Annotated in this window: 23 protein-coding genes; 8 read left to right on the plus strand and 15 right to left on the minus strand. The window is 55.5% G+C overall.

The genetic code is table 11. From position 1 onward, the window contains the following. Nucleotides 1-36: 36 nt before the first annotated feature. The 4 genes from hxpB to tcyP all read left to right on the plus strand — a co-directional run bounded on the left by hxpB (nucleotide 37) and on the right by tcyP (nucleotide 3,809). Complete coding sequence (gene hxpB, locus ACOTX7_RS14345; RefSeq protein ID WP_214591514.1) at nucleotides 37-708, plus strand: hexitol phosphatase HxpB; 672 nt, start codon at nucleotides 37-39, stop codon at nucleotides 706-708. 128 nt (nucleotides 709-836) lie between these two features. Continuing rightward, nucleotides 837-1,598: a 2-dehydro-3-deoxy-D-gluconate 5-dehydrogenase KduD gene (gene kduD / locus ACOTX7_RS14350; RefSeq protein ID WP_221255849.1), complete on the plus strand. Its 762-nt coding sequence runs from the start codon at nucleotides 837-839 to the stop codon at nucleotides 1,596-1,598. A gap of 101 nt (nucleotides 1,599-1,699) precedes the next feature. Next, nucleotides 1,700-2,290: a metal-dependent hydrolase gene (locus ACOTX7_RS14355; RefSeq protein ID WP_006809086.1), complete on the plus strand. Its 591-nt coding sequence runs from the start codon at nucleotides 1,700-1,702 to the stop codon at nucleotides 2,288-2,290. Between the two features lie 127 nt (nucleotides 2,291-2,417). Continuing rightward, a complete protein-coding gene (gene tcyP / locus ACOTX7_RS14360; RefSeq protein ID WP_006809087.1) occupies nucleotides 2,418-3,809 on the plus strand; it encodes a cystine/sulfocysteine:cation symporter in 1,392 nt (463 codons plus the stop codon). Nucleotides 3,810-3,857: 48 nt separating this feature from the next. Here tcyP and cedA read toward each other — a convergent pair whose 3' ends face one another. After that, nucleotides 3,858-4,112 carry a cell division activator CedA gene (cedA, locus tag ACOTX7_RS14365; protein ID WP_071850030.1) on the minus strand — a complete coding sequence of 85 codons (255 nt, stop codon included), beginning with the start codon at nucleotides 4,110-4,112 and terminating at the stop codon, nucleotides 3,858-3,860. 187 nt (nucleotides 4,113-4,299) lie between these two features. On the opposite strand from cedA, the gene katE reads away from it, so the two are divergent. Further along, the gene (gene katE / locus ACOTX7_RS14370; protein ID WP_221255848.1) at nucleotides 4,300-6,549 is read left to right on the plus strand and encodes a catalase HPII; all 2,250 of its coding nucleotides are present in this window, start codon (nucleotides 4,300-4,302) and stop codon (nucleotides 6,547-6,549) included. 128 nt (nucleotides 6,550-6,677) lie between these two features. On the opposite strand, the gene chbG is transcribed toward katE, so the two are convergent. The 7 genes from chbG to osmE form a co-directional block, all read right to left on the minus strand. Beyond that, nucleotides 6,678-7,427, minus strand: coding sequence for a chitin disaccharide deacetylase (chbG, locus tag ACOTX7_RS14375; protein ID WP_221255847.1), 750 nt, complete (start codon nucleotides 7,425-7,427; stop codon nucleotides 6,678-6,680). An 11-nt stretch (nucleotides 7,428-7,438) separates the two neighbouring features. Beyond that, nucleotides 7,439-8,794, minus strand: a complete 1,356-nt coding sequence (locus tag ACOTX7_RS14380; protein ID WP_221255846.1) for a 6-phospho-beta-glucosidase — start codon at nucleotides 8,792-8,794, stop codon at nucleotides 7,439-7,441. Between the two features lie 109 nt (nucleotides 8,795-8,903). Continuing rightward, entirely contained in the window at nucleotides 8,904-9,722 is an 819-nt protein-coding gene (gene chbR, locus ACOTX7_RS14385) for a transcriptional regulator ChbR (protein ID WP_006809092.1), read from the minus strand. A gap of 29 nt (nucleotides 9,723-9,751) precedes the next feature. Further along, nucleotides 9,752-10,099 carry a PTS N,N'-diacetylchitobiose transporter subunit IIA gene (gene chbA, locus ACOTX7_RS14390; RefSeq protein ID WP_006809093.1) on the minus strand — a complete coding sequence of 116 codons (348 nt, stop codon included), beginning with the start codon at nucleotides 10,097-10,099 and terminating at the stop codon, nucleotides 9,752-9,754. A 47-nt stretch (nucleotides 10,100-10,146) separates the two neighbouring features. Then, a complete protein-coding gene (chbC, locus tag ACOTX7_RS14395; protein WP_006809094.1) occupies nucleotides 10,147-11,505 on the minus strand; it encodes a PTS N,N'-diacetylchitobiose transporter subunit IIC in 1,359 nt (452 codons plus the stop codon). An 80-nt stretch (nucleotides 11,506-11,585) separates the two neighbouring features. Beyond that, nucleotides 11,586-11,903 (minus strand): PTS N,N'-diacetylchitobiose transporter subunit IIB, encoded by a 318-nt coding sequence (gene chbB / locus ACOTX7_RS14400; protein WP_047354050.1) that lies wholly within the window; start codon nucleotides 11,901-11,903, stop codon nucleotides 11,586-11,588. A 281-nt stretch (nucleotides 11,904-12,184) separates the two neighbouring features. Then, nucleotides 12,185-12,529 (minus strand): osmotically-inducible lipoprotein OsmE, encoded by a 345-nt coding sequence (gene osmE / locus ACOTX7_RS14405; RefSeq protein ID WP_003857836.1) that lies wholly within the window; start codon nucleotides 12,527-12,529, stop codon nucleotides 12,185-12,187. A 231-nt stretch (nucleotides 12,530-12,760) separates the two neighbouring features. Between osmE and nadE the strand changes: the two genes are divergently transcribed. After that, nucleotides 12,761-13,588, plus strand: coding sequence for an ammonia-dependent NAD(+) synthetase (nadE, locus tag ACOTX7_RS14410; protein ID WP_006809096.1), 828 nt, complete (start codon nucleotides 12,761-12,763; stop codon nucleotides 13,586-13,588). A 115-nt stretch (nucleotides 13,589-13,703) separates the two neighbouring features. After that, the gene (gene cho, locus ACOTX7_RS14415) at nucleotides 13,704-14,582 is read left to right on the plus strand and encodes an excinuclease Cho (RefSeq protein WP_197347164.1); all 879 of its coding nucleotides are present in this window, start codon (nucleotides 13,704-13,706) and stop codon (nucleotides 14,580-14,582) included. Here the strand turns inward: cho and ves are convergent. The 7 genes from ves to astC form a co-directional block, all read right to left on the minus strand. Next, on the minus strand, nucleotides 14,560-15,117 hold the full coding sequence (gene ves / locus ACOTX7_RS14420) for an environmental stress-induced protein Ves (protein WP_006809098.1): 558 nt from the start codon (nucleotides 15,115-15,117) through the stop codon (nucleotides 14,560-14,562). The two genes, cho and ves, sit on opposite strands and share 23 nt — an antisense overlap. Before the next feature lie 167 nt (nucleotides 15,118-15,284). Continuing rightward, the gene (spy, locus tag ACOTX7_RS14425) at nucleotides 15,285-15,779 is read right to left on the minus strand and encodes an ATP-independent periplasmic protein-refolding chaperone Spy (protein ID WP_221255845.1); all 495 of its coding nucleotides are present in this window, start codon (nucleotides 15,777-15,779) and stop codon (nucleotides 15,285-15,287) included. Between the two features lie 336 nt (nucleotides 15,780-16,115). After that, nucleotides 16,116-17,081: a succinylglutamate desuccinylase gene (astE, locus tag ACOTX7_RS14430; protein WP_000429330.1), complete on the minus strand. Its 966-nt coding sequence runs from the start codon at nucleotides 17,079-17,081 to the stop codon at nucleotides 16,116-16,118. A gap of 9 nt (nucleotides 17,082-17,090) precedes the next feature. Further along, on the minus strand, nucleotides 17,091-18,416 hold the full coding sequence (astB, locus tag ACOTX7_RS14435; protein ID WP_221255844.1) for an N-succinylarginine dihydrolase: 1,326 nt from the start codon (nucleotides 18,414-18,416) through the stop codon (nucleotides 17,091-17,093). After that, nucleotides 18,403-19,890: a succinylglutamate-semialdehyde dehydrogenase gene (gene astD / locus ACOTX7_RS14440; RefSeq protein WP_221813519.1), complete on the minus strand. Its 1,488-nt coding sequence runs from the start codon at nucleotides 19,888-19,890 to the stop codon at nucleotides 18,403-18,405. Before astD ends, astB begins: the two co-directional genes overlap by 14 nt. Further along, the gene (gene astA / locus ACOTX7_RS14445; protein WP_015570755.1) at nucleotides 19,887-20,921 is read right to left on the minus strand and encodes an arginine N-succinyltransferase; all 1,035 of its coding nucleotides are present in this window, start codon (nucleotides 20,919-20,921) and stop codon (nucleotides 19,887-19,889) included. The genes astD and astA overlap by 4 nt, the downstream gene beginning before the upstream one ends. Beyond that, nucleotides 20,918-22,138 carry a succinylornithine/acetylornithine transaminase gene (astC, locus tag ACOTX7_RS14450; protein ID WP_221255842.1) on the minus strand — a complete coding sequence of 407 codons (1,221 nt, stop codon included), beginning with the start codon at nucleotides 22,136-22,138 and terminating at the stop codon, nucleotides 20,918-20,920. The genes astA and astC overlap by 4 nt, the downstream gene beginning before the upstream one ends. Before the next feature lie 433 nt (nucleotides 22,139-22,571). On the opposite strand from astC, the gene xthA reads away from it, so the two are divergent. Then, nucleotides 22,572-23,378 carry an exodeoxyribonuclease III gene (xthA, locus tag ACOTX7_RS14455; protein ID WP_006809106.1) on the plus strand — a complete coding sequence of 269 codons (807 nt, stop codon included), beginning with the start codon at nucleotides 22,572-22,574 and terminating at the stop codon, nucleotides 23,376-23,378. The last annotated feature ends 5 nt before the right edge of the window (nucleotides 23,379-23,383 follow it).

The following is a 23,383-nucleotide window of genomic DNA, read 5'->3' on the forward strand; positions in this document are numbered from 1 at the left end:
CGTTCGTCTTACCCCCCAAGATAAGGAGATGTTGTAATGTCGACACCGCGCCAGATTCTTGCCGCTATTTTTGACATGGATGGATTGCTGATTGATTCCGAACCCCTGTGGGATCGGGCTGAACTGGACGTGATGGCCAGCCTTGGCGTCGATATCAGTCGCCGTAACGAGCTTCCCGATACCCTGGGGCTGCGCATCGATATGGTGGTTGATCTTTGGTATACCCACCAGCCATGGGTTGGCCCGGATCGCGACGAAGTCACGGCGCGTATTATCAACCGCGCTATCTCCCTCGTAGAAGAGTATAAGCCTCTGTTACCGGGCGTACATGACGCTATCGCCCTGTGCAAGGCGCAAGGGCTAAAAGTGGGGCTGGCCTCCGCCTCACCGCTGCATATGCTGGAAAAAGTGCTGACGATGTTCGGGCTGCGCGACAGCTTCGACGCGCTGGCCTCGGCCGAAAAGCTTCCTTACAGCAAACCGCATCCGCAGGTGTATATGGATTGCGCCGCAAAACTGGGACTGGATCCGCTTACCTGCGTGGCGCTGGAAGATTCAGTTAACGGCATGGTGGCGTCTAAAGCTGCACGTATGCGCTCTATCGTTGTACCGGCTGAAGAAGGCCGACACGATCCCCGTTTTGCCCTCGCGGATGTCAGGCTGACGTCTCTTGAAGAATTGACTGCCCGCCATTTGCGCGGGGAGTAATGCTCCTTCAGGCAGCTTCGGCTGCCTGCATCACAAAATCAAAACATCGTTTTACTTTATTTGCTTTTCTCATTCCAGACTCCTATCCTTACGTGCAGAATGACAATAATCTGACTTCTGAGGCACGTATGATACTGGATGCTTTTACTCTGGCAGGAAAAGTGGCGATCGTAACCGGGTGCGATACCGGTCTGGGGCAAGGCATGGCCATTGCCCTCGCCCAGGCAGGCTGCGATATCGTGGGAGTTAACCGCAAAGTTCCTGACGAAACGGCAGCGCGCGTGACGGCACTGGGACGTCGCTTTATTGCGATCCGCGCCGATCTTGGCAAGCAGGCGAGCATTCAGAGCGTGGTGGATACCGCAGTCGCTGAGATGGGACGCATCGATATTCTGGTTAACAATGCTGGCACTATCCGCCGTGCCGATGCGCTGGAATTTAACGAGAAGGACTGGGACGAGGTCATCGATCTCAATCTGAAATCGGTCTTTTTCCTCTCCCAGGCAGTGGCCAGACAGTTTATTGCGCAGGGTCAGGGCGGCAAGATCATTAACATTGCCTCCATGCTCTCCTTCCAGGGCGGCATCCGGGTGCCCTCTTACACGGCCTCCAAAAGCGGCGTGCTGGGCCTCACCCGCCTGCTGGCGAACGAATGGGCAGCGTGGGGGATTAACGTGAACGCTATTGCGCCGGGCTATATGGCGACAAATAACACCCGGCAACTTCGCGATGATGAGCAACGTAGCCAGGCAATCCTTGACCGTATTCCGGCGGGCCGCTGGGGACTGCCGGAAGATTTGCAGGGTCCGGTGGTGTTTCTGGCCTCGTCAGCGTCCGATTACGTTAACGGCCATACCCTCGCCGTAGACGGTGGCTGGCTGGCCCGCTAGCCGCGCGTTTGTGACAAAGAGTTACACCGTCACCTCTTTCGCACACTGTATAAAAACCCTATACTGTATGAATCGACAGTTTACCGGGTTTTATTTTTATCATGACGGCGGAAGGCCACCTGCTTTTTTCACTTGCTTGTGCAGTGTTTGCCAAAAACGCTGAACTGACCCCTGTGCTGGCACAGGGGGACTGGTGGCATATTGTCCCTTCTGCCGTGCTGACCTGCCTGCTGCCGGACATTGATCATCCCAAATCATTCCTTGGTCAGCGGCTGAAGTGGATTTCAAAACCCATCGCCAGAGCCTTTGGTCATCGCGGGTTCACCCACAGCCTGCTGGCCGTGTTTGGCCTGCTTACACTCTTCTATTTGAAGGTTCCGGAGAGCTGGATCGTCCCGGCGGATGCCATTCAGGGCATGGTGCTCGGCTACTTAAGCCATATCCTCGCCGATATGCTGACGCCAGCGGGTGTACCGCTGCTCTGGCCTTGCCGCTGGCGTTTCCGCCTTCCGATCCTTGTACCGCAAAAAGGCAACCAGCTGGAGCGCGTTCTGTGCATGGCGCTGTTTGCGTATGCCATCTGGATGCCACAGACATTGCCCGAAAATGGTGCAGTGCGCTGGTCATCGCAGATGATCAACTCGCTGCAATTTCAGTTCAATCGTTTTATTAATCACCAGATTGAACATTAAACCGACAATATAATCACTTTTGTCATAAACCATTCCATATGGATATAAGCGCGACATCACACTTCTGATAACCTTGCGCCAACAGGTTCGGTAAAAACCGGCCGTATAATAAATCAGGAGAACGGGGATGAATTTTCCACTCATCGCGAACATTGTCGTGTTCGTCGTATTGCTATTGCTTCTCGCCCAGGCTCGCCACAAACAGTGGAGCCTGGCGAAAAAGGTACTGGTCGGTCTGGTCATGGGCGTGGTGTTTGGCCTGGCCTTACACGCCATTTACGGCTCCGATAGCCCGGTACTGAAAGATTCCATTCAGTGGTTCAACATTGTCGGTAACGGCTATGTACAGCTGCTGCAAATGATCGTTATGCCGCTGGTGTTCGCCTCTATTCTGAGCGCCGTAGCCCGTCTGCATAATGCTTCTCAACTGGGTAAAATCAGTTTCCTGACCATTGGTACCCTGCTCTTTACCACGCTGATTGCCGCGCTGGTGGGTGTGCTGGTGACCAATCTGTTTGGCCTGACCGCTGAAGGTCTGGTGCAGGGTAGCGCTGAAACCGCGCGTCTGACGGCGATTGAGACCAATTACGTGGGTAAAGTGGCCGATCTGACCGTGCCGCAGATGGTGCTCTCCTTCATTCCGAAGAATCCGTTCGCTGACCTGACCGGTGCAAGCCCAACCTCCATTATTAGCGTGGTGATTTTCGCGGCGTTCCTGGGCGTGGCTGCACTGAAGCTGCTGAAGGACGATGCGCCGAAAGGCGAGCGCGTACTCATTGCCATCGATACCCTGCAAAGCTGGGTGATGAAGCTGGTGCGTCTGGTCATGCAACTGACGCCGTACGGTGTTCTGGCGCTGATGACCAAAGTCGTTGCAGGATCGAACCTGCAAGACATTATCAAGCTTGGCAGCTTCGTGATTGCTTCGTACCTGGGGCTGGGCATTATGTTTGTTGTGCACGGTATCCTGCTGGGCGTGAACGGCGTTAGCCCGCTGAAATATTTCCGCAAAGTCTGGCCAGTGCTGACCTTCGCCTTCACCAGCCGTTCCAGCGCGGCCTCTATCCCGCTGAACGTGGAAGCGCAGACCCGTCGTCTGGGCGTACCGGAGTCTATCGCCAGCTTCTCGGCCTCCTTCGGCGCGACCATCGGGCAGAACGGCTGTGCGGGCCTCTACCCAGCGATGCTGGCCGTGATGGTTGCCCCAACCGTGGGTATCAACCCGCTGGATCCGGTCTGGATTGCGACGCTGGTCGGTATCGTGACCATTAGCTCCGCCGGTGTGGCGGGCGTGGGCGGCGGCGCGACCTTCGCTGCGCTGATCGTTCTCCCTGCGCTGGGACTGCCGGTGACGCTGGTTGCCCTGCTGATCTCTGTTGAACCGCTGATCGATATGGGTCGTACCGCGCTGAACGTGAGCGGCTCAATGACGGCTGGCACCCTGACCAGCCAGTGGCTGAAGCAGACCGACAAAACGATTCTCGAGAGTGAAGAAGATGCCGAACTGGCACATCGTTAATCACTGCTGAAAGAAAAAAACCGCCTGCGGGCGGTTTTTTTATGGCTGTTATTCTTCAACCTCTTCATCCTGACGGGTCTGCACTGCCCATCGCTGCGCCGATTCTGGCACCGAAAACGCAGGGGAGCGACGGAAGTGCTCGCCAATCAGCACGAAGGCAACGTATTTACCCCGTAACATCCAGACATCGCGAAAACCATCCACTTTCAGGGCATGGTCAGGCGGCGCGGGTTCAACGCGGGGCACATAGCTAATAACCTGGCGGTTTTGTTGACGAAGAGGTTTCATAAGCGACGGGTTCACTAAAACAAATTCTTAAAGCAGGAAATTTCTATCATAGCCGATTCTCCCCCCACCCGTCGCGCCTGACGTGTGGCAGATGGCTCCTTTCGCTAATCACTTATCTGAAAACGCTTAGTTCGCCTGCTAATTCATCACATTGTTCTATCCTTAATAGGTTTTTCAGGAACGAACTAAGGAGAAGCGTGCAATGTCGAACAACGATAAACCACATCAAGCCCCCATTCATGGCACCGAAGAATCTCAACCGGGAATGGACTCACTCGCCCCTGCGGATGGTTCTCATAAACTCTCCCCTGGCCCTTCGGCGCCGGGCGAGCAACCGACTGCGCCGGGCAGCATGAAGTCACCCGATGCGGATAACGAGAAGTTAAAATCTCTCGACCCGCATCGCAAAGGGGGTGAAGGTTATGCGCTGACCACCAATCAGGGCGTGCGTATCGCCGACGACCAGAACTCCCTGCGCGCCGGAACGCGCGGCCCGACGCTGCTGGAAGATTTCATCCTGCGGGAAAAAATCACCCATTTCGACCATGAGCGTATCCCTGAACGTATCGTTCACGCGCGCGGCTCAGCGGCGCACGGCTATTTCCAGCCGTACAAGAGCCAGAAAGAGATCACGAAAGCGGATTTCCTTTCCGACCCGAACAAAATCACGCCGGTATTTGTACGCTTCTCTACCGTACAGGGCGGCGCTGGCTCGGCTGACACGGTGCGTGATATCCGCGGCTTCGCCACCAAATTCTATACCGAGGAGGGTATTTTCGACCTGGTCGGGAATAACACTCCGGTGTTCTTCATTCAGGATGCGCATAAGTTTCCTGACTTTGTCCATGCGGTAAAACCAGAGCCACACTGGGCCATACCGCAGGGACAAAGTGCGCATGACACCTTCTGGGACTACGTCTCGCTGCAACCGGAAACCCTGCACAACGTGATGTGGGCGATGTCTGACCGGGGGATACCACGCAGCTATCGCACCATGGAAGGGTTTGGGATCCACACCTTCCGTCTGATCAATGCCGAAGGCAAGGCAACGTTCGTGCGTTTCCACTGGAAACCGGTCGCGGGGAAAGCGTCCCTGGTGTGGGATGAAGCGCAGAAGCTCACCGGGCGCGATCCGGACTTCCACCGCCGCGAACTGTGGGAATCCATTGAAGCCGGTGATTACCCGGAATACGAACTGGGGTTGCAGCTGATCCCGGAAGAGGATGAGTTCAAATTCGACTTCGACCTGCTCGATCCAACCAAGCTTATTCCGGAAGAGCTGGTGCCGGTTCAGCTGGTGGGCAAAATGGTGCTTAATCGCAACCCGGATAACTTCTTCGCAGAGAATGAGCAGGCTGCGTTCCACCCGGGCCATATTGTGCCGGGGCTGGATTTCACCAACGATCCGCTGCTCCAGGGCCGTCTGTTCTCTTACACCGATACGCAAATCAGCCGTCTCGGTGGTCCCAACTTCCACGAGATCCCAATCAACCGTCCGACCTGCCCGTACCATAACTTCCAGCGTGACGGAATGCATCGCCAGGATATCGATACCAACCCGGCAAACTACGAACCGAACTCCATTAACGATAACTGGCCGCGTGAAACTCCACCGGGGCCAAAACGTGGCGGATTCGAGTCGTATCAGGAGCGCGTGGATGGAACAAAAATTCGTGAGCGCAGCCCGTCGTTTGGTGAGTATTACGCTCATCCTCGCCTGTTCTGGAACAGCCAGACCCCGATTGAACAGCAGCACATTATCGGCGGTTTCAGCTTTGAACTGAGCAAAGTGGTGCGAACCTATATTCGTGAGCGCGTGGTCGACCATCTGGCGCACATTGATATTCAGCTCGCGCAGGGCGTGGCGAATAATCTCGGCATCACGCTGACTGACGAGCAATGCCATGCCGCACCGCCAAAAGACGTGAACGGGCTGAAGAAGGATCCTTCCCTGAGCCTGTATGCTGTACCTGGCGGGTCAATTAAAGGCCGCGTGGTGGCTATCCTGCTGAACGATAAACCCCGCGCCAGCGACGTGCTGGGGATCATGAAGGCGCTCAAAACCCAGGGCGTGCATGCCAAACTGCTTTACTCACGTATGGGCGAAGTGACGGCCGACGATGGCTCCGTCCTGCCGATTGCCGCGACCTTCGCCGGGGCACCGTCGTTGACCGTTGATGCGGTGATTATGCCGTGCGGCGACGTGGAGAGTCTGCTCGGCAATGGCGATGCCGCCTATTATCTGCTGGAAGCCTATAAGCACCTGAAGCCAATCGCCCTGGCAGGCGATGCGCGGAAGTTTAAATCTCTGCTGAAGGTACCGGATCAAGGGGAAGAAGGTATTGTCGAAGGTGATAATGTTGACGATGCGTTTATGACCCGGTTGTTTGACCTGCTCGCCGCCCACCGCGTGTGGTCGCGCAGCAGTAAGATCGACCAGATACCGGCGTAAACAACCATACCCGGTTGGGCGGCCTGTAGCCCTCACCCCGGCCCTCTCCCACAGGAGAGGGAGAAACCAATAAAAAACGGTAACCAAAAGGTTACCGTTTTGCTTTTACCTCGCCACCGGGCTTTGTCTCAAAGATCCCTGAACGTTCCCAGACGATACCCACGCTCGGCAATCGCGTATTTCAGCGACGCCGACGTCAGCACGTCCAGTTCCGCCAGACGCGGCCAGCAGTAGGCGCTCTTACGTACAATGTTATCGACAAACGCCGGGTGCGCCATCACTTCAAGCGAGCGCTCCCCTTTTGCGGCGGACTCATCCAGCACCTTCAGGAACAGCGCTTCGTCGATCTCATCGCCGTAAAAGGCACTGCTGAAGCCCTCCGTAGACGTCACCGCCACGTCCGGCAACCCGTGCACGTCCCGATCCACGCGCATCGCCACGCCTTTACGTTGCGCAAACTCTGCCACAATCGGGAAAATCGCCGGGATCATATGCACATGATGATGGCTGTCAATATGGGTTGGCTCGCGGCCAAACAGATCCACAAAGCGGTTAAACTGGCAATCCAGCTCACGGGCAATCTCATCGAGCGGCAGAGCGTCCTGCTCCGCCATTTCCCAAATCCATTTCCCCAGTTGCCCCTCGCGCGTCAGGCCCGGCATCGGTGAAAGGGGCAACCCAAGCGTCAGCACAAAGTGCATACCCACGCCCAGTTCGGGCACCTCACGACTTAGCTGCGCCGCATGTTCCACCGCCTCGCCGTTGATGAGCGCTGTAGTAGAGGTGACCACGCCCCGGCGACAGGCTTCAATAATGCCGTAGTTCTGCCCTTTTGACAGGCCAAAATCATCGGCATTGACGATCAGCAGGTTTTCCATCGCGCCTCCTCTTAACGGTGCGTGTGCTTCAGTTTCTCAACCGTTGCCGCAAAGTTTGGCAGCCATTTTTCATGCGCCAGGATCATCTCACTCGCGAGTTTTTCAGCATCACGGTCAGAATGCACCAGCGGACTGAGGTTAAGCGCCAGCAGCACGTCATTCAGTTCTCCGCTCAGGGCCGCATTGCTTGCCGCCACTTCAAAGCCTTTGATGGTGTGAATAAGGCCCATCACTTTATCGTCGAAGTGGGTAATGCGGGGATGCGGTTTTGCGCCGTCGCGCCCAAGGATGCAGGTCATCTCAACGGCCCAGTCTGCCGGGATATTGTCGATGTGCCCATGATGCGGAACGTTCACATAGTGCTCGGCCTGCTTGTCATTGTAAATGGCGTTGATCACTTCACACGCGGCATCCGAATAGTATGCCCCGCCACGCTGCTCCAGCTCTTTCGGTTTGACGTTCAGGTTCGGATCTTTATACAACTCAAAAAGCTGCTTCTCTACTTTCTGCACAACCTGAGCGCGCGCGCCGCCTTTGTAGTATTCGCCCATTTCAATCGCCAGCATCTCTTTCTGCTTGAAGTAGTAGAGCAGATACGAGCACGGCAGCAGATTCAGGGAGCGGATCAGCCCTTCGCTGAACGGCAGATCGAAGATGTTTTTCACCGAGGCCGCAGTCAGTCGACCAGAGGCGACGCCGTCGAGCAGTTCTGCAAAGCGCGATTGCCCGTTCACCATCACATCTTTGATAAAGACCATGTGATTCAGGCCGAACAGGTCAATGGACAGCTCATCGTTATCGGTCAGTTCCAGCACATCGCGGATGAACATCTTCATGCCAATCGGAATATTGCAGACGCCGATGAAGCGTTTGAAACCGGTGTGACGATAAACGGCCTCGGTGACCATTCCGGCCGGGTTGGTAAAGTTAATCACCCACGCGTTCGGGCAGATCTCCTCCACGTCCTTAATGATGTCAAAAATAACCGGAATGGTACGCAGACCTTTAAACAGGCCACCGGCCCCGTTGGTTTCCTGGCCCAGATAACCGTGGCTCAGCGGAATACGCTCATCCAGCTCACGCGCTTTCAGCTGGCCGACGCGCAGCTGGGTGGTCACGAAGTCTGCATCTTTCAGCGCCAGGCGGCGATCCAGCGTTTTATGGACGGTTAAAGGCACGCCCGCTTTTTCAACCATGCGTTTGCACAGTTCAAAAATAATATCCAGCTTCTCCTGCCCTTCTTCAACATCCACCAGCCATAATTCGCTGACCGGTAATTCATGATAACGTTTCAGGAAACCTTCAAGTAATTCCGGGGTATAGCTGCTGCCGCCACCAATGGTTACGACTTTTAATTTCTGTTGCATAATATCTCCCTTAGCGTATCAGGTTAATCGCCTGCAAGGTATAGCGTACTCTTCCCGCTATTTGGGCAAGCCATTACGTCACTGTTCGTGGCGGATAAACCGCCGAAAGTTAATTAATTACCGTTAAATTTTTGCGGTAACTGTTCGGTGTGAATGAAGTCAACTTTTTAAAGGTTTTAATAAACAGACTGGGGCTGCTGTATCCCGATTCGTAAGCGATATCGGTGACAGAGTAGTTCGTAATTTCCAGCTGTTTTTTGGCAAAGTTAATGCGGATTTCATTAATAATTTGCACAGGCGTTTTACGATAATAACGCTGCGTGGCGCGCGTTAAATATTCCTGCGATTTACCCGACAGCGCCACCATATTTTCCAGCGCATTCTCGCTGAACTGTCCCTTGTCGTGCATCAGCTCCACGGTACTGCGCAGCCACTGAGGAATATCATCCACCACCTGCTGTTCTTCACGGTGATGGCGGAGGCGATTCATGACGTAGAAGGTCACGGTTTCAATAAATTCATCAAATTCATTGTCGCGGAAATTCAGCGAAGCGATAACCGTTTCAATCCAGGTCATAAACTCATTTTTGACGCGATACACCTGTGATGCCACAAAGCAGAACGGAACCAGTGTCAGATAGTGTTTTTCAAAGAAACGCCTGCTCACCCCTACGTTCAGAATGCGCGTCGCACCAAACTCATAAAAGCTCTGGTGATACGATCCCATCGGCAAAAAGACGAAATCGCCGCGCTCAAGCAGGACGCGCTTACCGTTGATCTCCTGATAGTAGCGGCCGGTCAGAACAATCGTGAACTCGTAGTAGTCATGCTGGTGCAGACCACTGGCGCTCTCCGTTTTGTTGTAAATCACCACGTGAAAATTCTTGCCATTAAACAGCTGCTGCTCATGTGCGGTTTTAATTTCCATCGTGCTGACCTCCTGCTACTTCAGCTGACTTATTGCATCTTCTCGTGAAGCTCGATGAGTTCCGCCACCAGCTCGCGCGCCAGCATGGAGGTCATCAGGTGATCCTGGGCATGGACCAGCACCAGGCTCACTTTCATCTTCCCTTCGCCCTGGTCGCTTTCGATGAGCTTCGTCTGCACCAGATGCGCTTCGTTTAATGCCGTACGGGACTGCTCCATCATGGTTTTTGCGGCTACGAAATCGCCCTGCTTAGCCTGCTTAAGCGCCGCATACGCCAGGCTGCGTGCCTGCCCGGAATTGATGATGAGACCCATCACCACCTCTTCCAGATCGTTCTCTGCGGTTTCTTCGGCAACGATATTCTCTAAATCTAACATCTTTAAGCTCCTTTACGCTGGCGCGGGTTGCCCCGCGCCGTGCAATTTTAGAATTTCAGTGCGAGGGCGATATCCTCTTCGCTCTCTTCTTCATCGATAACCGTTGCGGCCTTGTTCGCAATCGCCACGAATGGCATGTAGAGCAGGGTGGCAATCCCGAGGTTGAATATCGCCAGCAGGAAGGCGGCCACGCTACCGTTGGTGTTGAAGAACGCGCCCAGACCGGCTGGCATTGTCCACGGTGCAATGTTGGTCACCGGCGGGATAATGCCCAGGTAGTACGCCGTCAGCGTAATCGCGGCCAGCAGCGGCTGAACCAGGATGAAGGGAATGAACATCACCGGGTTCATGATAATGGGCAGACCAAACAGAATCGGCTCGTTAATCTGGAAGATGCCTGACGGCAGAGCCAGCTTCGCAACCTGACGATGGTCGGCGCGGCGAGAGACAATAAAGACCGCGATGATCAGACCCAGCGTCGCCCCGGTACCCCCCAGGAAGATATAGGAGTCAAGCATCGGCTTCGCCCACACATGGAAGGTTTTACCGGCCGCCAGCGCCGCATCGACGGAGCCGTACTGCTGGTAAAGCGCGACGTTTTCCAGTGCCCACGGGGTCATAATACCGCTGTCCAGCGCCGCCAGTGCCAGTGAACCATGCACGCCGAAGAACCACAGCAGGGAGGTAAAGATGACATATGCCCAACCGACCACGCTACCCATCGACGCCAGCGGCGTGGAGATAGAGTCCATAATGATCTGATGGAAGTTAGTACCCCAGTGAGAGAGCGCCCAGGCAATAATCCCCATGATGGAGAGAATAATGAAGCCCGGAATCAACGCGGAAAATGAACGAGAAACGGAGGCCGGAACGCTATCCGGCAAGCGGATAACCCAGTTACGGCGGATAACGAAGGTGAACATTTCGGCCACCACCAGCCCGATGATAATACCGGAAATGATGTTTGCCCCACCCAGCCAGTTGGCGCCAACGGCGTAAGCGTCGCCGACGCTGTACGGAGTGACGGTCATGAACGCGGCAATGGAGAGCAAGCCAGCCGCCAGCGGATCCACTTTACGCTCTTCCGCCAGCGCCATCCCGATAAAGAAAGGCGCCATTAGCGACATAATACCCAACGTACCGTTGTAGACGTTGCCGCCAATGGCTTTTAAACCATTAAGGGTTTCAATAGTGGAAGCATCTAACCTAATTCCTAATGAATAAAAAAAGGAACCTTCTCCAAAGCTCAGAAAAACGTTGTTAATTAAAACGAACATTGCCCCGGCTAATGTCAATGGCATTAATTTAATAAAGCCGTTCTTAATGGCATTAACGTGAGGCTGCTTTCCTATTTTAACAGCAAAAGGAAGGAGTACCTTTTCAAGTGAAGCGATGACTTTACTCATAGGAAAATACCCTTAAATGCCGCAACGACCGTTACGGCGTATTGTGTGTGAAATAACTCTTTGACGGGAAAAATAAAAAATTAATTAGCAGCTTTTTTAATCGCCGCAACAGCAGCTTTTAATACACCTAAACCATCAATCTTGCCGTACAAAACGGAATCGATCACTTCAACCGGCTTACCAGGGAGTAAACGTTGAATTTCGGGCAACATATAAGCGATTTGCGGCCCCAGCAAAATAACATCTGCCGCCTGGCCCTTTTCGCCCGCCAGCGTTTCCGGAAACGCCTCAATCACCACAGGGACTTCATATTTTTCGGCCTGCGCGCGCATTTTGGAAACCAGCAGCGAAGTGGACATACCCGCAGAGCAGAACAGATAGATATGTTTCTTTTCCATGATAACTTCCCTCTTGTTTGTCTACCCGCCGTCGCGCTAACACTCGACTCGCTATCCTGGCTGACGGGCAGTGTGCTGAACATTGTTTGTCGTTGAAGTGAGTATACGCAATGGTACAGGGAGGGGATAATTCTGGATAGACTGAAATTGTCTCTCATTGACCTGGCTTGTTGACTACCTTCACATTTCAGGCAAATAATTCGCGCCAAGAAATAAGATTTACGTATGCATAAAAAAACCGGCCTTCAGGCCGGTTTGTTAACACTCTCAGGCAAGCACGCTTACTGCGCCTTAGGTGCCTGTGGGTCGGTGTCGTATTCGGCACAGGTCTGGTAACCCGAATTGATCACGTGACCCGTATCATCCAGGGCGACAAAGTAGGTTTCTGCCTTACCATCACGTTGACCCAGAATATAGGTCTGGCAGGTGCCACGTGCGTGGATCATAGTGACTTCAGAAGAAGGTTTACCGGCAATGGCAGCAACCTGGGAACGCGTCATGCCTTTTTTGACGTCTTTAACCACTGGCTGTGTGAACTGATCTTTGGTGCGATCGTAAGCTGTACACCCTGCCAGCATAGTCAGTACCGCCGCTGCGCTTAAAATTCCTGCTACGTTCTTGTTCATATTCCGTCCTCTTGTTTATCAGCGTGTTAACTAAGCATGGGATAAAAATTACTATTGTTCAACTTTGCGAGTTACGCTAGACGAATTTCGGAAAATTCTAATAAAACAACGATAAGCTGCTAAATCGCTGTAAAACAGTACACTCAAAACTGTGATCCTTGTCGTTTTCCCGACAAAGGGTTAGTTTTAACAGATCACACTTTCTGTTTGGTTCTGCATAGGGAGGGCGTAATGGCTCTGCAACAAGAAATTATTCAGGCGCTGGGCGCGAAACCTGCGATTGATGCCAGTGAAGAGATCCGTCGTAGCGTTGATTTTTTGAAAGCTTACCTGTCTGCACACCCTTTCCTGAAGACGCTGGTGCTGGGTATCAGCGGCGGTCAGGATTCTACTCTGGCCGGTAAACTGAGCCAGATGGCTGTCTCCGAGCTGCGTGACGAGACCGGGGACACCGCACTGCAATTTATCGCCGTACGTCTGCCGTATGGCGTGCAGGCCGACGAGCAGGACTGTCAGGATGCTATTGCCTTTATTCAGCCGGACCGTGTTCTTACTGTGAACATCAAAGGCTCGGTACTGGCAAGCGAGCAGGCCCTGCGTGAAGCCGGAATTGAACTGAGCGATTTTGTTCGTGGCAATGAGAAAGCCCGTGAGCGCATGAAAGCGCAGTACAGTATCGCAGGGATGACCAAAGGGGTTGTCGTGGGAACCGACCACGCCGCGGAAGCCATCACCGGCTTCTTCACCAAATACGGCGATGGCGGTACGGACATCAATCCCCTCTTCCGCCTGAACAAGCGTCAGGGCAAGCAGCTGCTGGCGGCGCTGGGCTGCCCGGAGCACCTGTATAAGAAGGCGCCAACGGCAGATCTGGAGGACGATCGTCCTTCCCTGCCGGATGAAGCGGCGCTGGGGGTCACGTATGACAACATCGATGATTATCTGGAAGGCAAAACGCTCGACGAAGGGACCGCAAAAATTATCGAAGGCTGGTATCTGAAAACCGAGCACAAGCGCCGTCCGCCCATTACGGTGTTTGACGATTTCTGGAAAAAGTAAAAGCAAAACGGTAACGCAGTTTTGCAGGCCGGGTAAGGCGTAGCCGCCACCCGGCTCTTTTTTAACCACCGAACATCTGCTACACTGTATGCCTGAACAGTATATGGAGCAGTATGTGAGCAGGCGTCAATCCGCCCCGCGTCTTGAGTTTGAAGCGGCGGCTATCTACGAATATCCCGAGCATCTTCGCCCCTGGCTTGAGGCACTGCCTAAACAGCCTGGCGTCTATTTCTTCCACGGTGACAGCGACACCATGCCGCTCTATATCGGCAAAAGCGTGAATATCCGCAGCCGGGTGATGTCGCACCTGCGTACGCCGGACGAAGCCTCAATGCTCAGGCAGTCCCGGCGGATCACCTGGGTCGAGACGGCAGGTGAACTGGGCGCGCTTCTGCTCGAAGCCAGGCTCATCAAGGAACAGCAGCCGCTGTTTAACAAACGCCTGCGCCGCAACCGCCAGCTGTGCTCCTTGCAGGTTAACGCGGGAAAACCGCAGGTCGTGTATGCCCGGGAAGTAGATTTTTCGCATGAACCGAATCTTTACGGGCTGTTTGCCAACAAACGTGCCGCACTGCAAACCCTGCAATCCCTGGCTGATGAATTACAGCTTTGTTACGGCCTGTTAGGGCTGGAATCCACCACCCGCGGTCGCGCCTGTTTCCGCTCCGCGCTGAAACGCTGCGCCGGGGCGTGCTGCGGAAAGGAGAGCGTTGAGGAACATCATGCCCGGTTTATGGCTGGCCTGGCCTCAATTAGCGTTAACTGCTGGCCGTGGGAAGGCGCGGTGGCGCTGAAAGAAACCCGCGATGCGATGACGCACTATCACATCATTCGCAACTGGCTCTGGCTTGGCGCCGTCGAAAGCCTGGATGACGCAACCGCTCTGCTACGCACCCCCGCCGGGTTCGATCAGGATGGTTATAAAATTCTCTGTAAGCCACTGTTAACCGGAAAATATGAGATCATTGTACTCAATGACCCGGCAGCCAGGTAATTTCGCTGAACAGCAGACTGCCTTTCGATTCCAGTAAACGGAGGGTATGGCTGCCCTCTTCCCAGCTGGCGCCCTGATCGGCGGTCAGTAATTTGTCTCCCAGTTGCCAGGCGCCGCTTAATACGAACGCCACTCCACCGCGTGACGCGAAGGTGGTAAACGTCCGGGTAGCAACGCGCACCTTTGCCTGGCAGCGATCCCGTCGGGTCATGATGTTGAAGTCCATCGACATCTGCCCCTCTGTGAGCACGGCCTTCACCGCCAGATCGCCCGCAAAACGGTAAGGCTGATGATGCTTCAGGGTATGGCAAAACGCCCTGCCCGCATCCAGGGTCACCTCGCCGCCCTCCAGCAGCGTAATCACCCGGTCAACGCCCGGGAACGCGGAAAATTCGCCGTTACTGGCAATGGAGGCAATACTGGCCCGCCAAAAAAAATCCCGCGTCGCAGGAGGGACACAGCAAATCTCACGCGTCTCACCTGCGCCGTTACGCCAGAGACTGACCGGCATTTTACGGATATCAAAGAATTCCATGACCACTCCTGAAGGACGCACCGTGCGCCAGGGCATTTTCACAGACGTATTATCGGCAGCAGTCAGGCCAGACCTTAGGCATGGGACAAAAGAAAAACCGCCGGTCCTGTCCACAGCGTTTTCGCTTTTGTAGACAGGAGCCCGGCGGTCTTAAGAGAGTGAACCGATTATTCGGTTGGTGCAGGCATTTTACCTTCCGGCGCTGCACGTTCTGTCAGACGCTTCTCAAAATTGGCATTAAATTGCTTTTTCTGTTCCGGCGTCAGAATGTTGTAAATCATGTTCTGAGTTTCCATGTGGGCCAGCATGCGCGCTTTGTGCTGCTCGGCCATTTTGTCGATCTGCGCTTCCGCTTTTGCTTTCTCGAAGCTGTCGCTGGCAATGATGTCATGCATTGCGCGGCGCTCTTCCAGCGGAGGACGTTTCATCTGGTCACGCTGGCTTTTCATGATGTCGCGGATCTGCTGTTTCTGCGCATCGGTGAGGTTCAGATCTTTAAACATCATCATCTCATGGTGCATACCCGGCTTGCCTTTATGATGCATCATCATTTTGCCTTCAGTCGGCGCGGCGGTAGTGGTCGCGGTATCTGCGGCGAACGCCATGCTGGTAGCGCCCAGAGCCAGGGTAGAGGCAACAAACAGTGCAGTTAATTTACGCATAATGTCTTTCCTTACTTTCAGTTATTCTTCGGCGCTATGCCGGTTGACGAGATTAACTTTACGGGGTTTATCGTCAATTAGTCAGAGCAACAGTAAAACAATGAAAGTGTAAAAAACAACTTTTCGCCAATTGTGGAGAAATTAAGGAAAAAGCGTGGAGAGATGAAACAAAAATATTCAACAGGATGATTTTAAAGAAATTATGGAGGAGTATAGCGAAGTACCGTTTAATAATAAAGCAATTCTCCAGGAATATTCCGCAAACATTACCAGAGCGCTTTAAACGTGAAGAAATTTATTCTTGATTTCCCCTCCGGTCTACGCGAGGGGAGGCGATCACGACATTTTTTCCAGCATCAACCCGGCCCGCAAACCAAACGCGACCGACGGATTAGGGAATAAAACATATTCCGTGGATTTCTCTACCGCATAGCGCGTCTCACCATCTTCCGCCAGCAGAACGCCCTGACGAAACGGCGTAAAGTTCAGCGTATGGGGCGCCATATGAAGCTGGAAAGCCTCACTGCGGCGCGTGATCTGCTGTACAACCCGATAGCGCACGACGGGCTCCCGGGTGGGTTCCGGGGCAACCCCAGCAAGCAACGCCCGAAGCGCCTGATGCGTAGGGGCAAAACGCGTAAGGTCGTTCTGCCCGAACGGTAGCGCTTTTCCCAGCTCCAGGGTGCAGGAGAGCGCGCCAAAATGCTCGCAGGTGAAGTGGGTAAACGTGCCGCCTGGCGTCTGGTGGAAGACCAGCGCCTCCAGCCCCGCGTCGCCAAGCCAGGTCAGAAACGCGTCATCCCAAGGCTGGTGACGCTGCGGTAAAACGCCAAAACGCACGTGGTACGAGGCGCGAATGGCCGTATGCAGATCGAGGTGCCAGCGCGTTTCCCCCGCCCCGGCAAAAAACGCCGTGACCACCTTCTCCAGCCATTGCGCGCGTGTCGTTTCATCACTCTGTGGAAAGTCCGCCCAGCGACCACCAAACATGCGGTTGATGTCGCTCACCAGATACCGTTTGTTTTGCGCCAGCGCAGGCGGATTTCCCAGTACCACCAGCAGACGGCAGTGCAGCGTGATCTCTGCGCGATACAGCGCGCGCAGCAGAAGATCGACAATCTCCACGGGCGCGGTTTCGTTTCCGTGAATGCCGGAAGAAAGCAGCAGCGACAGGTTATATTCCCCCGTCGGCGTCAGTTCAAGCACGCCCGGCCCTCGCCATCGCCAGTGGAACGAGGGGCCTTCCCCCTCGTGCCGCGCCGGTGTCTCTTCAGCCAGCGTCAGCGCCAGTAAGTTTTCCATATCGTCTCCTTAGCGCTGGAACGGATAAACCGATCCCAGTTGCAGGATGGTCGATAAAGCATCCAGCGCCTCGCGGCCTTCGCGCAGCAACTGCGGATCAACCAGATCGGCCTGAACCAGACGGTCACGATAATAGCGATCCACCCAGTCGTTAAGGGTGTTGAACAGCGTGTCGTTTATCATCACCGCCGGATTCACGGCCTGCATTTCCTCCGGCGTTAACACCACGCGCAGGCGTAAACAGGCAGGCCCCCCACCGTTGGCCATACTTTCCCGCAGATCAAACACACGCAGTTCATCAATCGGGTTATCCGCCTGCACCAGTTCACTGAGATAGCGCCAGACGCCCTGATGCTCCCTGGACTCCTGCGGCAGTACCAGCATCATGCTGCCGTCCTCCCGGCTCAGCAGCTGGCTGTTGAACAGATACGTTTCGACCGCATCCTGCACGCTCACCGCCTGCGTGGGGACCTGAACTGGCATAAAGCCCGGCACCCGCTCACGCAGCGTGGCCAGCAACTTTTCCTGATGGGCAAACGCCTGCTCGTGGCAGAACAGCACCTGACGGTTGGAAACGGCAATCACGTCGTTATGAAACACGCCCTGGTCGATCACCTGCGGATTTTGCTGGGCAAAAATGACCTGAGAAGGATTAACCTGGTTAAGCCGTGCAACCGCCTGGCTTGCGGCTAAGGTTTGTCTCGCCGGATAACGAACCGGCGCGGCATGACCGCCCTCTTCCCGCCCGTAAACAAACAGCTGTAAACCCGGCTCACCATAGTCGCCGCCCAGACGATTGTGGTTGGCCGCCCCTTCGTCGCCAAACATCGCGACCTGCGGCAGCGCCGAATGCACCTCGAAATGCGCGTCATGATTAAAAATGGCGCGCAGCACGTGTCCGGTGGTTTCCGCTTCGCTGGCGCGGTGGAATTTGTTGTTCAGGTTAGCGACGGTCAGATGCACTTTGCCATCCAGCGTATCTGCCGACGGCGCGACGGTGGCGGCGTTCGCGACCCACATCGAGGAGGCTGAACTGGCCGCGGAAAGCAGGTGTGGCGTCTGCGTGCCTGCTTTTTCCACCACCTGTTCATCCGTGCCACTGAAACCCAGCTGGCGCAGCACGGCCACGTTCGGGCGCTCCTGCGGCGGGATCACCGCCTGCGGGAAACCGGCATCGGACAGCGCCTTCATTTTTAATAGCCCCTGCTTCGCCGCCAGCTTCGGGTTCGAGACCTGGAAACGGTGCTTCGTCGAGGCTTCATTGCCGAACGACAGCCCGGCATAGTGGTGCGTCAGCCCCACCAGCCCGTCAAAGTTAACTTCACGCGCTTTCATGGGCGTCACCCTCTGTAAAGTCCAGCCCCGGATTCAGCGTCTCCGGCAGCGTCAGCGCCGGGGTTTCCAGGCTTGCCATCGGCCACGCGCAATAATCGGCGGCATACCAGGCGCTGGCGCGATGGTTGCCCGACGCCCCTACGCCACCAAACGGCGCGGTGCTCGCCGCGCCGGTCAGCGGTTTGTTCCAGTTCACGATCCCGGCGCGCGCTTCCAGCAGCAGCTGTTCGAATTTCTCGCGATGCGGCGATATCAGGCCGCTCGACAGGCCGTAGCGGGTGTTGTTGGCCATCGCGATCGCCGACTCAAAATCGTCATAGCGCCAGACGCACAGCAGCGGGCCAAAGACCTCTTCATCCGGCACGTTGCTCGTCGCACTCATCTCAATAATCCCCGGCGTCAGCAGCGACGTGCCCGGCATTACCTGTTTCGGCTCCAGCAGGGTTTTCGCCCCGCGCGCCACGTGCCCCTGCCAGGCTGTCAGCACGTTCAGCGCCGCCTGCCCGGAGATCAGCCCGCCGATAAACGGCTGCGGCTCGGCATCCCATTTCGCGGGAACCAGACGCGCACTTACCTCCACCAGACGCTTCAGGAACGCATCCCCCTGCGCGCCGCGCTTAACCAGCAGGCGGCGGGCGCAGGTGCAGCGCTGTCCGGCGGTAATGAACGCCGACTGAATGGTCAGATGGACCGCGGCATCGATATTATCCGGATCTTCCACAATCAGCGGGTTGTTACCGCCCATCTCGAGTGCCAGAATTTTTTCCGGCTGTCCCGCCAGCTGGCGATGCAGCTGATAGCCCGTACCGGCACTTCCGGTGAACAGCAGGCCGTCAATGTCGCTCAGCGCACTCAGCGCCTGACCGGTTTCACGCCCGCCCTGCACCAGATTCAGCACACCCGGCGGCAGCCCCGCCTGCTCCCAGAGTTTGACCACTGCTTCGCCGGTTAAGGGGGTTAACTCACTCGGCTTGAAGATGACGGTATTCCCCGCCAGCAGCGCAGGCACAATGTGCCCGTTCGGCAGATGTCCGGGGAAGTTATACGGGCCAAACACCGCCAGCACCCCGTGCGGACGGTGGCGCAGCGTGGCGGCGCCGTCGGGCATCTCGGTATGCTGCTCACCGGTGCGGGTATGGTATGCCTTCACCGATATCGCGATTTTGTTGATCATCGCCGTGACTTCGGTTGTCGCCTCCCAGCGCGGCTTGCTGGTTTCGCAGGCAATAATGCGGGTCAGCTCGGCTTTATTGGCCTCCAGCAACGCAGCAAATTTCTCAACCAGCGCCTGGCGCTCGGAGAATGGCCGTTTCGCCCATGCCGGAAACGCGCGGCGTGCAGCCTGGCAGGCCCGCTCCACCTGCCCGGCGCTGGCGTCGTTCCCCGACCAGAGCACTTCCTGGCCGACCGGATTGGTTTTTGTCCGCGCGTCACCTTCGCCCGTTACCCAGTCGCCGTTAATCCATAAAGTCATGCTGTTTTCTCCTCAGGGCAGAGTCGCACCAGGCGAACCGTGTCGCCAGCGTTACATTTCAGGGCATCCAGTTGCGCAGCCGTCAGCACCAGACGCTCGCAGGTTGGGTTGGTTCGCACCAGCATGGCGCGGAAGTTGGTGTAATTCTCGTTCGAGACCAGGCAGGCTGGCCACTCGCCCGGCGCAGGCTGGCCTTCGGAAACCTCAACCAGGCGGCTTTTACGGATGGCGCGCACGCGGTCAATGTCGCATTCCAGCGTCGGTCCGCCGTCGAAGATGTCGACGTAGTTACGGTAGCGAAATCCCTCTTTCTCAAGCACCGCCCGGGCCGGGGCGGTTTGCGGGTGAACTTCGCCGATCACCGCCTGCGCTTCCGGGGTTAAGAAATGGGTATAAATCGGATGCTTCGGCATCAGCTCGGCGATAAACGCCTTCTGCCCGGTACCGCACAGGTAATCCGCCCGGCTGAATTCCATGGAGAAGAAGCGTTCGCCCAGACTCTCCCAGAACGGCGAGTAGCCCGTCTCATCAATCACGCCGCGCATCTCGGCGACCACTTTTTCGTTGAAGCGGTCGCGAAAGGCGGCCATAAACATAAAGCGCGATTTGGAGAGCAGATAACCATTCCCCTCTTTGCGCCAGTCCGGATCGAGGAACAGGGTGCAGAGTTCGCTGGCGCCGGTATGGTCATTACAGAGGAAGAGCGTCGGCAGCGCGTTGTAAACGTTCAGCTCTTTCGAGGCGTGGACCATCGTGCCGACGCGGTAGTTGTACCACGGATCGTTAAGCCCGACGGCCACCTCGATAGCGCAAATCCCCGCCACGGTTCCCGTGTCGGTATCTTCCAGCACGAACACATAGCCCTGTTCGCTCTTTGGCAACGTCCCCTGCCAGGTTTGCAGGGCGCGCTCAATGCGCGCCGACAGCGTTTTTTCATCGGCAGGCAGCGAGGTCAGCCCGCCCCCTGTCTTACCGGCAAGCTGCATAAGCCCGGCGAGATCGCCGTGCGCAACGGGACGGATGACCATCATGATGACACCCCGGCCTTCACCTGTTCGCAGGCCAGCGCAAAACGATCTAACCCGGTTCTGACCTCTTCCTCGCTGACGATCAGCGCAGGGGCAAACCGCACCACGTTAGCACCCGCAATCAGCACCATCACGCCCTGTTTCGCCGCTTCCTGTGAAATCAGCTTCGCTTTGCCAACAAACTCAGGGGCAAGTTCACAGCCAATCAACAGCCCCAGACCGCGGATCTCTTTGAACAGGCCGGTTTTGCTGTTAATGGCCGTGAGGCGTTCAACGAACCACTGGTGACGCTGCTTCACGCCGTTCAGCACCTCAGGGGTGTTAATAATATCCAGCACCTGTCCGGCGACAGCGGTTGCCAGCGGGTTACCGCCGTAAGTGGTGCCATGGGTGCCCACGGTCATCACGCTGGCGAATTTTTCGGTGGTCAGCATCGCTCCCACCGGGAAACCGCCGCCGAGCGCTTTGGCTGTTGAAAGCACATCCGGGGTCACGCCATAGTGCATGTAGGCATACAGCTCACCCGTACGGCCTACGCCGGTCTGGACTTCGTCAAAAATCAGGACCGCATTATGCCGATCGCATAGCTCGCGCAGCCCTTGCAGGAACGCGTTGTCGGCGGGCATGACGCCACCTTCACCCTGCATCGGCTCCACGATCACCGCACAGGTGGTGTCGTCAATCAGCTCTCTGGCAGAGTGTAAATCGTTATACACCGCGTGACGGATATCCGGCGGCAGCGGCGCAAAATCCTGTGAATAGGAGGGCTGCCCCCCCGCACTGACGGTAAACAGCGTGCGGCCATGGAAGGCATTTTTAAAGGCGACGATGCCGCTCTTATGCGCGCCGAATTTATCATGTGCATATTTGCGCGCCAGCTTCAGCGCCGCTTCGTTGGCTTCCGCGCCGGAGTTACAGAAAAAGACTTTTTCTGCGAAAGTGGCGTCAATCAGCTTCTTCGCCAGACGCAGCGCCGGTTCGTTGGTATACCCGTTGCCGGTATGCCAGAATTTCGCCGCCTGGTCATTCAGCGCCTGCCGCAGCGCCGGGTTCGCATGTCCCAGCGCATTCACCGCAATCCCACCCGCAAAGTCGATGTACTCTTTGCCCTGCTGATCCCACAGGCGAGAGCCTTCCCCACGTACCGGAATAAAAGCCGCCGGAGCGTATACCGGCATCATCCATTCATCGAAATTTTCACGCGTAACTGACAGAGACATAGCGACCTCACCCGGTAAATAAAAGGTTGTTTAAATGTTAAATAATTGAGTGTTTGCACTGTGAATGTAGATTGCAGTGTTCGTGCCAGCCAGCGATAAAAATGCATAAACGGGTTGGGGTAACAGAATATCAATGAGTTACAATATGGAGTTATTCACTGTTAATGCATAAATAGTGAATATTTTTACGACAAGCGGCGCTTTGCCGCATGAAAACAAGAAAGAGTATGCAGAGGCCAAATATAATTCTGGAATTGTGATCGCTCGCGAAATTTATCGGCCCTTTAAGCCCTGCTGGAGGGCAACGCGCGTCGAAATGGTGCAAATTTTGCACCGTTGGCATTATCTGTCGCAGTAATTGGGCGAAGCGGATAACAGACGACGTAAATTCTGCTACCATCCTTGCACTATTCACCTTGCATTGGCAGCGACTATGAAATTTGTCTCTTTTAATATCAACGGCCTGCGTGCCCGCCCTCACCAGCTTGAAGCGATTGTTGAGCAACATCAGCCCGATGTGATCGGCTTGCAGGAGACAAAAGTTCACGACGATATGTTCCCGCTCGAAGAGGTAGCGAAGCTGGGCTATAACGTCTTTTACCACGGTCAGAAAGGCCACTACGGCGTTGCGCTGCTGACCAAAGATACCCCGGTGTCGGTGCGTCGTGGCTTCCCGGGTGACGATGAAGAGGCGCAGCGCCGCATCATCATGGCAGAAATTCCTTCCGCACTCGGCAATGTGACCGTCATTAACGGCTATTTCCCGCAGGGTGAAAGCCGCGATCATGAAACCAAATTCCCGGCCAAAGCGAAGTTTTATCAGGATCTGCAAAACTACCTGACAACCGAACTCAAAAAGGATAATCCGGTGCTGATCATGGGTGACATGAACATCAGCCCGACAGATCTGGATATCGGTATCGGCGAAGAGAACCGCAAGCGCTGGCTGCGCACCGGCAAATGCTCTTTCCTGCCGGAGGAGCGCGAGTGGATGGAGCGCCTGCTGGGTTGGGGGCTGGTGGATACCTTCCGCACGGCGAACCCCGAGACGCAGGATCGCTTCTCATGGTTTGACTACCGCTCTAAAGGCTTCGATGACAACCGGGGCCTGCGTATCGACCTGCTGCTGGCAAGTGCCCCGCTGGCCGAACGCTGCATCGAAACCGGGATTGACTATGACATCCGCAGCATGGAAAAACCGTCCGACCATGCGCCGGTATGGGCAACGTTCAAGCTGTAATCGTC

Source organism: Enterobacter cloacae complex sp. IR5418 (assembly GCF_049238105.1).
GTDB classification, from domain to species: domain Bacteria; phylum Pseudomonadota; class Gammaproteobacteria; order Enterobacterales; family Enterobacteriaceae; genus Enterobacter; species Enterobacter hormaechei.